This is a genomic window from Smaragdicoccus niigatensis DSM 44881 = NBRC 103563, from assembly GCF_000380645.1.
Taxonomy (GTDB): domain Bacteria; phylum Actinomycetota; class Actinomycetes; order Mycobacteriales; family Mycobacteriaceae; genus Smaragdicoccus; species Smaragdicoccus niigatensis.
This window is the reverse complement of sequence record NZ_AQXZ01000018.1, coordinates 452460-465319: the sequence shown is the minus strand read 5'-3', so window position 1 is coordinate 465319 and position 12860 is coordinate 452460. Positions and strand designations below refer to the sequence as shown.

Here is a 12860-nt window from a genome sequence, read left to right as displayed (position 1 = left end):
TCCAGACACCGCCGGGCCCGCTCATGGCGTCCGTTCGTAGGATGCCCAGGCCACGTGGGACTCGCGCAGAGTGACCATGATCGCCGACAAATGGCGAGCGCCCTCGCCGAGTTCGCCGGCATGGATTCGGCCAGCCAGCCGATCGGCCACCAGCTTCGCGAGCACCTCGGTCGTGGTGTTCACGCCTGCGAGTGACGGATCGTCATCGAGGTTGCGGTAGGTCAGGTCGGACAGCACGGCGCGCAGCGCGGTCCCGGCGGCGCCGATGTCAACGACGATTCCATCCGAATCGAGTTCGCTCCGGCGGAACGTCGCATCGACGACATAGGTGGCGCCGTGGAGCTGTTGTGCGGGCCCGAACACCTCGCCGCGCAGGCTGTGGGCGATCATCATGTGCTCACGAACGGTCACGCTGAACACGTCGAATCAATCCTTTTCGTAGGTGATCACGTGGCACAGGCCCGGCAAGGAACCGGCCGCGATCTGTGCCATCGTCTCCGGTAAATGATCAAAGTCCGACCTGCCAGTCAGCAAGACGTCGAACGCTTCGTCGCGCAGCAAGTGCAAGGCCAGCCCACGCCGGTCGGCGTGGGTACGGCTCGCGCGCCGAGCCGGCGCGACCCGACCGACCTGGCTGGAACGTATCGCCAACCGCTGCGAATGGAATGCGTGTCCGAGCGGCAACGAGACCTCGGTATCGCCGTACCAGCTCAGTTCGATGACTTCGCCCTCGGTGCGCAGCAGTTGCAAAGCCAGCTGCAGGCCCGAAGCGGTCGCGCTGGCGTGAAAGACGCGATCTTGATCCCGAGGAGCCTCTTTCGGCGTGGCGAATCCGACGCCCAGTGCAGCCGCAACAGTGGCACGAGAGACGTCCACATCGACGAGCGTGACCGAAACTTCGGGAACCCTCGCGAGTAGCCGGGCGACGCAGCAGCCGATCATTCCGGCACCGACGACGGTCACGTGGTCTCCGATCAGCGCCGGCGCGTCCCACAGTGCATTCACCGCCGTTTCGACTGCTCCGGCGAGTACCGCACGTTCGGGCGGTACGTCGTCCGGAACGGCGACCACGTCGGTCGCGGGAACGACGTAGTGAGTCTGATGTGGATAGAGGCAGAACACAGTTCGCCCCAGCAGATCCGCCGTCCCTTCTTCGACAACCCCGACGTTGAGATAGCCGTATTTGACCGGACCCGGAAACTCCCCGTCCTGAAACGGTGCTCGCATCAACGGGTACTGGTCAGCCGGGACTTTGCCGCGGAACACGAGCATCTCGGTGCCCCGGCTGATCCCGCTGAATCGCGTGCGCACCAGTACTTCGCCCTCATTCGCGGGTTCGATCCGGGTGTCTCGGAGTTCTCCGTGCCCGGGCGCGCAGACCCAAAAAGCCCGCGCATCGCCGCTAAACATCATCCCTCCGAACAATTTTCAGTCCTTGGCCCGTACCACCGTGTATACGCCCTTAGTAGGGAGGAAACGTGCCATTGCTGCGACCGTGGGTCCCGATCGGGTTGACCACGCAATTGGCGCTGCTGGCTGTCCTTGCCGGTTTCGTCCACCTGAACGCGTTGGGGTGGCTCGTCGGACTCGCCTCCAGTGCAGTGATCCACATCGTGCTGGCGCGGGCGCTTGGCCGCGACGGTCGCACCGCCCTCGGGCCGGCGAACCGCGTCACACTCGCCCGGGCCATCCTGGCTGGCGGCATCGCGGCCCTCGTCGCAAGCAGGTTCACTTCAGACATCCCGACCGCTTTGATCGTGAGCCTCACCGTGCCCGCCCTGATGCTGGACGCAGTGGACGGCCGGGTCGCACGGCACACCGGATCGGTGTCGGCGACGGGCGCGCGGTTCGACGGGGAGGTCGATGCGTTCCTGATTCTCGTCCTGAGCGTCGAGGTCAGCCGAACATTGGGTGCGTGGGTCCTGGCGATCGGCGCCGCACGCTACGTGCTGTGGGCCGCAGAGTGGGTATGGCCGTGGCTGCGCAAGCCCGTCCCGCCGCGGTACTGGCGCAAGGTGGTCGCGGCGGTACAAGGCATCACCCTCACGGTCGCGATGGCGAACGTGCTGCCCGAGGTACTGAATGTCGTGATGATCGCCGGCGCGTTGGTGCTGCTGGCGGAGTCATTCGGGCATGACGTCATCTGGCTCTTGCGAAAGAGGTCGGAGCGCTCTAACGCTCGGCTCTGACCTTCAGATAGTGCCTGGCGGCACGCGCTCGGTTTCCACACGCAACCGAGCACCATTCTCGACGCGGGTGGGATTTGACGAAATAGAGCACGCAACCGGGGGCGTGACAGGCGCGGAGATTGTTTGCGACATCTCCAGTGAGAGTCTGCATCGAATCTTCGGCGATGAGAGCGAGTCCGGCCCTAACTGGGCGGCGTCCGACATGACGCTGAAGCAGTAAGACGTCACCCGCAAGCGTCAGCGCAGGTGTGGGTAGATCCGTCGCGACGTGATTCACCACGCTCAATGCTCGATCGATGTCCGTCATCGCGGACGACGCCGCTACCCGATTGTCGGATGTCACGTGGCAGGCCAAGCGCCGCAGGGCGTCTCGCAAGTCGCGGGCGGTATCGAGATCGGCTGGTGTGGCACTTTCGCCCCCGCGATCAATGCTCACGATGTCGAGGAATGCGTCGACGTCACCGCTGACCCGGAGTTCATCGTGCACGCCGTCGGTGTCGGCCCAGATCGTGTTCATCAGCCGCACGGGGACCGCTTCGTCGGGAAGCACCCAGATGTGAGTACGCGATGGTTCGGCCATAGAGCGAGTTTATCACGGATGAAAGTACTTGCATCCGTGAGAAGAGTCGTGGTAAACCGTTTCTAACGGATGGCGAACAGATTATCCGTTAGACGAGCTCAGGAGCCTTCTCATGCCGACCACCATCACCCCCATCGAACCCGACAACGCAACCGGCGTGGTCGCTGAATTGCTGACGCAAGTCAAGGAGTCGCTCGGACTGGTTCCGAACATGACGAAGGTCATGGCGAGCAGTCCCGCGCTGCTCAAGAGCTACCTGGCACTCGCCGGGGCCACCGGCAGCGGCAGCCTTGGAGCCGGCGTTCGGGAACGGCTGGCCATCGCCACCGCACAGCTCAATGGCTGCGAATACTGCTTGTCGGCACACACTTTCATCGGCGGCAACATCGCGAAGGTGCCTCCGGCGGAGCTCGCCGCCGCCCGCAACGCCGAGTCATCCGACCCGCATATCGCGGCTCTGCTGACACTGTCGAACGCGATCGCCGCGGACGGTGGCGACGTCTCCGAGGCAGTTATCGCACAGGCACGCGCTGCTGGCGTCACCGACCGAGAGATGGGTGAGGTGGTCGCCAACCTGGCTCTGAACATCCTCACCAACTACTTCAACATTCTGGCCAACGTCGACAACGACTGGCCTGTCGTCTCACTCTGAACGAGCGGACGGGAGGGAAATGACGATGATGACGCACCAGTTCGCCGATGTGGGATTCCATTCCGGCGAGCTGGCGGTCCAGGCCAAAGCCGGAGTAGGTCGCGAGGCCGGGCGATTGGTCGGAATGATGCAGCCCGCTGAACTGCGCGGTGGCATCACCGGATTCCTCGCCAACAGCACGTTCGCGGTCATCACGGCGCGGGACTCTACGGGCCGTTTGTGGGCGTCGCCGCTGACTGGACCACGAGGCTTCCTCGAGGTGACGACCGCGAGCGAGCTCAGGATTCACACGACTCCTCCAGTGGGAGACCCACTCCGCGGACTGCCATCCCAACAACTCGTCGGAATCGTCGTCGTGGAGTTCGCGGCTCGGCGCCGGGTTCGAGTAAACGGGACTCTCATCGATTCCACGGCCAGCACCCTGACGATCAGCGTCGAGCAGGCTTACGGAAATTGTCCCCAGTACATACAGCAACGAGAGCTCGATCGGAGGACCGGAAGCGGTACAACGAGACCTCCAAATCCCTACCGTGACGTCCACCTGCGGCCGCGGGACGTGGCGTTGATCCGTCGGGCGGACACCTTCTTCCTCGGGACGAGCAACCCGGGCCGCGGCACCGATGCCTCGCATCGGGGAGGTCCACCCGGATTCGTCCGCGTCACCGGAGACCAACTGCGGTGGCCGGACTACCCGGGCAACAACATGTTCAATTCGCTCGGCAACCTCGCCGTCAACCGTGAAGCTGCAGTCCTGTTCTGCGACTTCACGACCGGCGAGACCCTCCAGCTGAGCGGCAGCGCCGAGATCGAATGGGGCGACACGGGCCGATCAGGAGATGACGGCCGTACCGGTCGCACCGTCAGTTTCACGTCGCAAGACGTCGTCGCTGGAGATCTCCTTCCCGTCCACGAGACGGCCCACCACCCGTACCCGCGCAACCCTGCGCTGACCGACTGAGGACAGCCCATGACCGAGTCACGCCCGCCGTTCCCGCCGTTCGATGTCTCCACTGCCGCCCAGAAAGTGCAGGCCGCAGAGGACGCCTGGAATACCCGTGATCCCGAAAGAGTGGCACTTGCCTACACTCCGGACTCGATATGGCGAAACCGCGACACCTTCATCACCGGGCGCGCAGACATCATCGAATTCTTGACGGAGAAATGGCAGCGCGAGCACGACTACGCCCTTCGGAAGAGTCTGTGGGGATTCCGCGGCAACCGCATTGCAGTTCGATTCCAGTACGAATGGCATGACGCCCGCCGCCAGTGGTGGCGCAGCTACGGAAACGAACTATGGGAATTCGATCCCAGCGGGCTCATGAGCCGCCGCGAAGCATCCATCAACGACCGGGCGATCACCGCCACAGAGCGACGGATTCTGGGTCCGCGACCCGACTCCGAGCGCGGTGTCGAAATTCCCGTCTGGTGACGTCGACGCCGGCAAGTTGGTTGCGCTCTACCGTTCCGGAGAGCGGATCGTAGGTGCGCGCGCTGAACCGCGAGGCCGACATTCTGAAGTACCGCGCCTTGATCCTGAAGGACACGATCCGGGACGACGCGCGAGAACTCGCCCGTGCCCGCGAGCCTAAGCGGGCTTTCGCCTAACGCCGAGCGAAACTAGCCACGCACTCGCTCCGACAGGAACTCGGCAAGGTGGGTCGTGAAGACGTCATTGTCGTCGCCCGCGACCATGTGCCCGGCGGACACCTCGACTGAGCTTGCGGTCGGGATCAGTTCCAGGAGCTCGGCGGCGCCCTCCGGGGTGACGACGTCAGAGGCTTTGCCGCGGACGAGCAGGGTCGGGACCTGCACACGTCGAGCGGCTTCGTACAGGCGATCCTCGTTCATGTCTCGCTTCGGCTCGTCACTCACGTCGAGGAATCGCGGGTCCCAGTGCCAGTACCAGCGTCCATCCCGGTGTAGCCGAACGTTCTTCCTCAGCCCGTCGAGGTTCTGGGGTCGTTCGCGGTGCGGGTTGTAGGCCTGGACGGCATCGGCGACCTCTTCCAGAGATGCGAAACCGTTCGGCGCGCTCGCCATGAACGCGATGATCTTGTCTCGACCCGCCGCTTCGATTCGTGGCGCGATGTCGACCAGGACAAGACCGGTACTCGTCCCGGGATTCTCACCCTCGGTGACAAGCGAGGTGATTCCACCGAGAGACGCGCCGATCAGCACCGGAGCCTCACCGATTGCGGCGACTACCGACCTGAGATCGCCCGCGAAATCGTCGAGGGCGTAGCGACCGCTCGGCGCCCACTCGCTGTCGCCATGGCCACGGGCATCCAAGGTGATGGCTTCCCAACCGCTCTCTGCCATGCGTCGCGCGGTGCGCCCCCATGAGTGCCGCGTCTGCCCGCCGCCGTGCAGAAAGAGCACAGTGCCGAGCTTCGGCACGGTTTTCGTTGGCCAGCGGTCGGCGGCGAGCCGAAGACCGTCATGGCCCAGAAAAGTCTCCGGCACCGGCTCGATGTGGGAAGTCATACTTCGCAGCCTTGCACGTCCGGCCGTGGTTGTGCGAAGTGCATTCCTCGTCGGCGACATATCTCACCCGTCATACACGTGCCGCGAGCTCAGAGAATTGGTCATCGCGCCACTCACTTTCGAGCCGGATACCGACCGCCTCGACTTCACGTTTTCGCAATTCGACGCGGCGGATTTTGCCCGACACGGTCTTGGGCAGCTCGAAGAACTCCACTCGCCGAACCCGCAGGAACGGTGCGAGGTTCTGTCGTGCGTGTTGCAGGATCGCGAACGCGGTCGCGCTCGTCGGTTCCCAGCCTGCGGCGAGCGCGACGTAGGCCTTCGGTACGGCGAGCCGGACGTCGTCGGGAGCTGGTACGACGGCTGCTTCCGCGACGGCCGGGTGCTCAATGAGGACGCTCTCCAGTTCGAACGGCGACACCTTGTAGTCCGAGGATTTGAAGACATCGTCGGTGCGCCCGATGTAGGTGATGTAGCCGTCTTCGTCCCGCCTCGCAACGTCACCGGTGTGGTAGTAGCCGTTGGCCATCGCCGCCGCAGCTTTTTCGGGGTCACCTTCGTATCCGGTCATGAGTCCGACTGGACGCCGGGACAGGTCGAGGCAGATCTCGCCCTCGTCGGCCTGCTCGCCGGTGATCGGGTCGACGAGCACGACCGGTACGCCCGGCAGCGGCCGACCCATCGAACCCGGCTTTAGCGGTGCGCCGGGCGTGTTGCCGATCTGTGCAGTGGTCTCCGTCTGGCCGAACCCGTCCCGGATCGTCCGGCCCCACCGCGCCCGGACCTGGTCGATGACCTCGGGATTGAGCGGCTCACCAGCAGAGATCAGTTCGCGTAACCGGCCTGGACCACCGGACAGATCGGCCTGGATGAGCATGCGCCACACGGTCGGCGGAGCACAGAACGTCGTGACGCCCGCCTCGCGGATGTGCTGCATCAGAGTGGCCGCGTCGAAACGGCTGTAGTTGAAGACGAAGATCGTCGCCTCGGCGATCCACGGTGCGAAGAAGCAGCTCCAGGCGTGCTTCGCCCAGCCCGGTGAGCTGATGTTCAGGTGGACGTCACCCGGCTGGATGCCCTGCCACGCCAACGTCGACAGATGACCGACCGGGTAGGAGACCTGGGTGTGGCGCACGAGCTTCGGCCGGCTCGTCGTGCCGGAGGTGAAGTAGAGCAACAGTGGATCGGTCGGAGCGGTTGTCGCGGTGAATCGTCGCGGACTCTCGATCGAGTAAGCGTCACGGTATGACGACCAGCCCTCGGGTGCCTGGCCGACACAGATTCGCGCATAGCCGCCCGGGACCGCATCGAACTTTTCGGCGTCGGTGCTGTTCGCGATGACGAACTTTGCTCCGGTGCGCTCGACCCGATCGGTCAGATCGGCAGCGCCGAGAGCCATTGTCGTCGGCATGATGACCGCGCCGAGCTTCATGACGGCGAGCATTGATTCCCACAGCTCGACCTGATTGCCGAGCATCACCATCACGGGGTCGCCCTTGTGCACACCCTGGTCGGACAGCCAATGGGCGACCTGATCGGAGCGATGAGCCATCTCGGCGTAGGAGTACTTCGCCTGTGATCCATCCTCTTCGACGAGCCACAATGCTGTGCGGTCGTTGTCGCGTGCGATGGCGTCGAACCAGTCCGTCGCCCAGTTGAACGTCAGGCCCAGTTCGGGCCATTCGAACTCTCTGACGGCCCGCGTGTAGTCCTCGCGCAGTTCCAGCAGACAGTCGCGAGATGCGCGATAACGGGTTGTGTTCGAAACCATGCGAACAGAGTGCAGTAGGTCACACCTGCGCACTACCCCCGAAAGTGGGTAGTGTCGCAATCATGGGCCTGACCTCGCCATATCGGCCGGACGACCGGGATGCATTGCGCGCCGCGCTGCGGTTTGCGCAGTCACGTGCGCAGCTCGCTGTCGTGTTCGGTGGCCAGGTTCTCGGCGGCGCCTTGAAGCTCACCGACCTCGTCGGGAACCGCACGAATCACCTCCGCGGGTTGACCGTCCCGTCCGGTACGGGCCTGGGTGGCCGGGCGGTCGCCGACGGTCGACTGACCGTGGTCCACGACTACCTGCTGGATCAGGGGATCACGCACGACTATGACGGGCCGGTGCGGGCCGAGGGGCTTCGTTCCGTCGTCGCGGTTCCGGTGCGAGTCCGTGATCAGGTCCGGGCGGTCATCTACGGCGCTGTGCGACAGGCGACCCCGGTCGGCGATCGCGGGACCGAGGTCCTGCTCGAGGCGGCACGGGGGTTGAGCACAGAGCTCACCATCCGCGATGAAGTCGACCGTCGCGTCGCGATGGCGGATTCGATGGCGAGTGACCGGGTTCCGCTCAGCGATCCAGCAGCGTTGGAGGAAGTCCGTGCCGTCCATGCCGAACTTCGCTCGATTGCGAATTCGACAGCGGACCCGGTGTTGCGTGCGCAGCTCGAACACTCCGCTGGCCGGCTTGCCGGGGTCGGTGCAACCCAGTCGCCGAGCGTTCACTTGTCGGCTCGCGAGACGGACGTTCTTTCCTACGCCGCGCTAGGGTGCACCAACAGTGAAATTGCCGAGCGCTTGTCACTGCAGCCGGAAACCGTGAAGAGCTATCTGAAGAGTGCGATGCGTAAGTTCGACTCGCACACTCGTCACGAAGCAGTCGTGGCCGCACGGCGGCAGGGCCTCTTGCCGTGAGGCTTACGGCTTGATGAGACCGTGGATCTCCGCGTAGGGGTCCCAAGAGGAGTCATCGTGAGTCTCGAGCTCGATCGTGTTGGTGACGGCCCGCACGACGTCGTCACCATGAAGACGACGAATCAGCGCTGCGGTCATGTCGATTCCGGCGGCCACTCCGGAAGATGTCCAACGGTTGCGATCCTCCACCCAACGCGCCACCGGCACCCATGTGACGGTCGTGCCATAGGCGCTGGCCCAGACGAAGTTCCGTTTGTTTGATGTCGCCCGGTAGCCGTCCAGCAGTCCGGCCGCCGCCAAGACTGCCGACCCGGTGCATACCGCGGTGATGAACTCGGCGTCGCGCACGAAGTCAACGAGCCAAGCGAGGAACTCCGCGTCGTTCGCGAGCTTGCGAGTACCCATTCCACCCGGAACGAGAATGATGTCGCCGGGTGTCGCGTCGTGGTAGCCGTACTGGGCGATGACGTCGACACCGCCGTTGCTCGTCACTGTGCCGGCAGTGGGTCCCACCAGCTCAACGCGGAAATGCTGCGGCAGGTACTTGAGCAGGGTTTGCGGTCCAAACACATCCAGCAGCTCGAAATCGTCGAAGATGATCATCGAGACCCGGCGCGGTGAGTGCTCACTCATGTCAGGAAACTAGCAGCGCGGTAGGTGCGACATGCGGATACGCATGTCGCACCTGCGTCTACCTACTGGTCGACTGGGTGGCCGACCCTCGGTTATGCGGCGACGAGGTGGCGGGTAGGCCGGCTCACCAGGTTGTTCGGCAGCGACAGCTTGAAGATCTTCTTCCACGCTGACGCGACCTGCTTGACCAGCGGACCGCTCGTGTAGGTCAGGCCGTAGCGCTCGAACAGCTCTTGAACCTTCGGAGCGATCTCCTGGTACCGGTTGCTCGGCAGGTCCGGGAAGACATGGTGTTCGATCTGGAACGACAGGTTGCCCGTCATCAGATGAAGGAATGGGCTTCCGGTGATGTTGGCCGACCCCATCATCTGCCGGAGGTACCAATCGCCACGGGTTTCGCCTTCGATCGACGCCTTCTCGAAGGTCTCGACACCTTCGGGGAAGTGGCCGCACATGATGACCGAGTGGGTCCACCAGTTCCGTGCGACGTTCGCGATGAGGTTCGCGCAGAGAGTCGTGGGCGCCGACGGCCCGGACAGGATCGGATGAACGACATAGTCCTTCATGACCTGCTTGCGGATCTTGCCGAGCACCCCGCGAGCCTGCGCGCGGAAGACATCCTTGTCCTTGCGACCGGCGACGTACTTGCCGATCTCGAGGTCATAGGCCGCGATGCCGTACTGGAACACACATGCGTTGATGAAGTTCCAGAGTGGCTGGGCCAGGTACATCGGCTTCCAACGCTGGTCCTCGTCGACGCGCATGATGCCGTAGCCGAGGTCGTGGTCCTTGCCGAGCACGTTGGTGTAGGTGTGGTGCAGCTCGTTGTGCGAGTGCTTCCACATCGACGCGGGAGAGGCACTGTCCCACTCATAGGTCGTCGAGTGGATGTCCGGATCGCGCATCCAGTCCCACTGCCCGTGCATGACGTTGTGCCCGATCTCCATGTTCTCCAGGATCTTCGAGATCGTCAGTCCGGCCGTTCCCACGACGAAGGCCGGCGGGAAGAGGGAAACGAGAAGTACTGCACGGCTGGCGAATTCGAGCTTGCGCTGAGCGTCGATCAGGTTCCGGATGTAAGCGGCATCGCGATCGCCGCGACTGGCGATCACTTGCTCTCGGATCGCGTCGAGTTCACGGCCGAGGTTTTCGATGTCGTCGGGGGTGAGGTGGGCGGCTGGGTGGTTGAGTACGGCGGTCATGTTCGTGGTCCTTAGAGTTCGATGTCGCACGGCCCGGAGGCGGCGCTGATACAGGTTTGAATGAGGACGCCATCGCCGGGTGCGGCGCTGGTGATCTGGCCGTCGCGCAGGTCCCGAACGGTTCCCTCGCGTAGCGGCACCACGCATCCGTGGCAGATGCCGATCCGGCAGCCGGACGGCATGATGACTCCGGCTTCTTCGCCCGCGTCAAGCAGCGACTGGCTGCCGTCGGCCTCGACGGTCTTGCCGGATCGGGCGAATGTGACCGCGCCACCGTCGCCGGTCACTGCGACGCTCGTGCGGAATCGCTCAGTGTGGAGACGGCTGGCGTCGTCCCAGTGTTCTTCGAGCGCGTCGAGAAACGCGCCCGGACCACAGGCCCAGGTCTCACGGTCGGCGTAGTCGGGGACCAGTTCCTCGAGTTCCTCCGGAGTGAGCCGCCCGTCGATAGTGGTGTGCCGCTCGATCAGGCGGATCTTGCCGTGACGCGCGCGGGCGAGCATGCGGAGCTCGCCGCCGAAGATGGCGTCGGACTTGGTGGGTGAGCTGTGGACGACGATGACGTCATCGAGCTGGTCAAGGTGGTTCCGAAGCATTCCCATAACGGGGGTTATGCCACTTCCGGCGGTGACGAACAGCGCCTTCTCTGTTCCCGTGTTGAGGGTGAAGTCGCCGGTCGCCTGCTCGAGCTGCACGACCGTTCCCGGCGTTGCACGGCGGACGAGGTAGTTGCTGACCTTGCCGCCGTCGATCGCCTTCACCGTGATGGAGATGTCGCGCGTCGTGGTTTCGCTGGTGAGGCTGTAGGTCCGCCACAGGCGGACGCCGTCGACGTCGACACCGATCCGGACGTACTGGCCGGGGATGTGCCCCTTCCAGCTGCGTCCTGGGGTGATCACGACAGTCACCGCGTCACGTGTTTCGGGACGGATTTCGACGATCCGGCCGCGGAGCTTCGCTGTGGTTCGAAGCGGGTCGATCAGGTCGAGGTAGTCAGAGGGGACCAGGGGCGTGGCGATCGATTCACCGATTCGTGCCGCCCACCGGCGGAGCCGATCTGTCGGCAGCGGTCCAAGCGTTGTGGTCATATTTCAACAATGGCTTGCGCGAGGATACAAAGTCTTGTCGAATTGGAGTGAACGACTAGGTCACATTTATCAGATTTGGATAAAACGATGACTGACCCAGATTTTCGCGCGCTCGACTTGGACGCCGGAGTCATTGCCGCGCTTCTGGAGCGACTGCCAGCACTCGCGGAGCACTGCGTCGCGGCAGTGACCGCCGACGTGCCTTCCTACACCGACGCGTTCGCCGGCCCCATGGGCAAGACAATCGAACGTGCGGTTGAGTTCTCCATCGGCGGATTCCTGCGCCTGGCCGCCCTCCGTGACCAGGCCGATCCGAGCGAGCCGGTGGCCTTGGCCGTCCAAGGAGCGTACGAACTCGGTCGTGGTGAGGCGCGTGCCGGGCGATCGATGGATGCCTTGCTGGCGGCTTACCGCGTCGGTGCGCGGGCGTCGTGGCGCGAAATGTCCGCGATCGCCTTCGATCATGGCTTGTCTGCAGACAAAATGGCCCGCTTCGCCGACCTGGTCTTCGCCTTTATCGACAAGTTGTCCGCGGCAAGCCTGAGTGGGCATGCGGACGAACTCGCCAAGACCGGCATGGTGCGCGAACGGTATCTCGAGCGATTGGCACGGCATCTGCTGGCCGGAGATTCCGTCGAGGTGGTCGCAGCTGCCATCGAGCACGCGACCTGGACTCCGCCGGAGACGCTCACTGCAGTGCTTCTTCCGGTCGCACGAGCTCGGCAAGCGCTGACCCATCTGCAACCCTCGACCTTGCAGGTGACCGAGGACCTGCCTGGCGTCGATGTGGAGCAGAATCTGGCGGTGCTGCTGGTTCCGGACGCGCATGACCGTGGCCGCGAACAGCTCCTGCGAACATTGCAGGGGAGAGGCGCGGTCGTCGGCCCGGTCCGACCGTGGGACGGCGTCCGCACGTCGTATCTCCGTGCACTCCGGGGTCTTGCCCTCACGCGGGAAGAACCGCAGCACACCATCGACACCGATCGGCACCTTGTTGAGCTTGTGCTGTCTGCGGATAACGATGCGCTGGCTGACCTCCGACGGGTGGCGCTGGCGCCCCTGACTCAGGTGCGGGAAGCCTCCGCGGACCGTCTCCAGGAAACGTTGCGATCGTGGCTGCTCAACCACGGACAGCGGGATCGGGTCGCGGCTGAACTGTTCGTCCACCCGCAGACAGTCCGCTACCGCCTTAACCAGCTACGCGAAGTATTCGGGGACCAACTGGACGATCCGCAGAAGATCCTGGAGCTCACGATCGCGCTGGGAACGGCGGTTTGATCGATCTCGGGACGACTGGCAATCCGCACTCCTACATTGAATTCGGGAGATGCAATCCAGACATTTCTT

Annotated in this window: 15 protein-coding genes; 7 read left to right on the top strand and 8 right to left on the bottom strand. The window is 64.0% G+C overall.

The features are described from left to right. Window positions 1-21: 21 nt before the first annotated feature. Both F600_RS0118460 and F600_RS0118455 read right to left on the bottom strand, forming a co-directional pair. On the bottom strand, window positions 22-420 hold the full coding sequence (locus F600_RS0118460; RefSeq protein ID WP_018162125.1) for a 6-pyruvoyl trahydropterin synthase family protein: 399 nt from the start codon (window positions 418-420) through the stop codon (window positions 22-24). Window positions 421-426: 6 nt separating this feature from the next. Continuing rightward, on the bottom strand, window positions 427-1410 hold the full coding sequence (locus F600_RS0118455) for a zinc-dependent alcohol dehydrogenase (protein ID WP_156024672.1): 984 nt from the start codon (window positions 1408-1410) through the stop codon (window positions 427-429). 68 nt (window positions 1411-1478) lie between these two features. Between F600_RS0118455 and F600_RS0118450 the strand changes: the two genes are divergently transcribed. Next, the gene (locus tag F600_RS0118450) at window positions 1479-2189 is read left to right on the top strand and encodes a CDP-alcohol phosphatidyltransferase family protein (RefSeq protein WP_018162123.1); all 711 of its coding nucleotides are present in this window, start codon (window positions 1479-1481) and stop codon (window positions 2187-2189) included. Here the strand turns inward: F600_RS0118450 and F600_RS0118445 are convergent. Next, a complete protein-coding gene (locus F600_RS0118445) occupies window positions 2173-2769 on the bottom strand; it encodes a CGNR zinc finger domain-containing protein (RefSeq protein ID WP_018162122.1) in 597 nt (198 codons plus the stop codon). The genes F600_RS0118450 and F600_RS0118445 overlap by 17 nt on opposite strands. 112 nt (window positions 2770-2881) lie before the next feature. Here F600_RS0118445 and F600_RS0118440 point away from each other — a divergent pair, with 112 nt between their 5' ends. From F600_RS0118440 to F600_RS32570, 4 genes are read left to right on the top strand one after another with little or no spacing between them, the layout of a single operon-like run. Continuing rightward, complete coding sequence (locus F600_RS0118440; protein WP_018162121.1) at window positions 2882-3421, top strand: carboxymuconolactone decarboxylase family protein; 540 nt, start codon at window positions 2882-2884, stop codon at window positions 3419-3421. Between the two features lie 19 nt (window positions 3422-3440). After that, entirely contained in the window at window positions 3441-4379 is a 939-nt protein-coding gene (locus F600_RS0118435; RefSeq protein WP_018162120.1) for a pyridoxamine 5'-phosphate oxidase family protein, read from the top strand. A gap of 9 nt (window positions 4380-4388) precedes the next feature. Next, a complete protein-coding gene (locus F600_RS0118430; RefSeq protein WP_018162119.1) occupies window positions 4389-4850 on the top strand; it encodes a nuclear transport factor 2 family protein in 462 nt (153 codons plus the stop codon). Between the two features lie 53 nt (window positions 4851-4903). Next, a complete protein-coding gene (locus tag F600_RS32570; RefSeq protein WP_018162118.1) occupies window positions 4904-5026 on the top strand; it encodes a hypothetical protein in 123 nt (40 codons plus the stop codon). A 12-nt stretch (window positions 5027-5038) separates the two neighbouring features. On the opposite strand, the gene F600_RS0118420 is transcribed toward F600_RS32570, so the two are convergent. Both F600_RS0118420 and F600_RS0118415 read right to left on the bottom strand, forming a co-directional pair. Beyond that, on the bottom strand, window positions 5039-5905 hold the full coding sequence (locus F600_RS0118420; protein WP_018162117.1) for an alpha/beta fold hydrolase: 867 nt from the start codon (window positions 5903-5905) through the stop codon (window positions 5039-5041). Between the two features lie 70 nt (window positions 5906-5975). Then, complete coding sequence (locus F600_RS0118415) at window positions 5976-7676, bottom strand: AMP-binding protein (RefSeq protein WP_018162116.1); 1701 nt, start codon at window positions 7674-7676, stop codon at window positions 5976-5978. A 62-nt stretch (window positions 7677-7738) separates the two neighbouring features. On the opposite strand from F600_RS0118415, the gene F600_RS0118410 reads away from it, so the two are divergent. After that, a complete protein-coding gene (locus F600_RS0118410) occupies window positions 7739-8590 on the top strand; it encodes a LuxR C-terminal-related transcriptional regulator (protein WP_018162115.1) in 852 nt (283 codons plus the stop codon). A gap of 3 nt (window positions 8591-8593) precedes the next feature. Here F600_RS0118410 and F600_RS0118405 read toward each other — a convergent pair whose 3' ends face one another. The 3 genes from F600_RS0118405 to F600_RS0118395 all read right to left on the bottom strand — a co-directional run bounded on the left by F600_RS0118405 (window position 8594) and on the right by F600_RS0118395 (window position 11513). Then, window positions 8594-9223 (bottom strand): DJ-1/PfpI family protein, encoded by a 630-nt coding sequence (locus tag F600_RS0118405; protein WP_018162114.1) that lies wholly within the window; start codon window positions 9221-9223, stop codon window positions 8594-8596. A 92-nt stretch (window positions 9224-9315) separates the two neighbouring features. Further along, window positions 9316-10425 carry a fatty acid desaturase family protein gene (locus F600_RS0118400; RefSeq protein ID WP_018162113.1) on the bottom strand — a complete coding sequence of 370 codons (1110 nt, stop codon included), beginning with the start codon at window positions 10423-10425 and terminating at the stop codon, window positions 9316-9318. Between the two features lie 11 nt (window positions 10426-10436). Next, complete coding sequence (locus F600_RS0118395; RefSeq protein ID WP_018162112.1) at window positions 10437-11513, bottom strand: ferredoxin reductase; 1077 nt, start codon at window positions 11511-11513, stop codon at window positions 10437-10439. A gap of 87 nt (window positions 11514-11600) precedes the next feature. Between F600_RS0118395 and F600_RS0118390 the strand changes: the two genes are divergently transcribed. Then, on the top strand, window positions 11601-12791 hold the full coding sequence (locus tag F600_RS0118390) for a PucR family transcriptional regulator (protein WP_018162111.1): 1191 nt from the start codon (window positions 11601-11603) through the stop codon (window positions 12789-12791). Window positions 12792-12860: the final 69 nt, after the last annotated feature.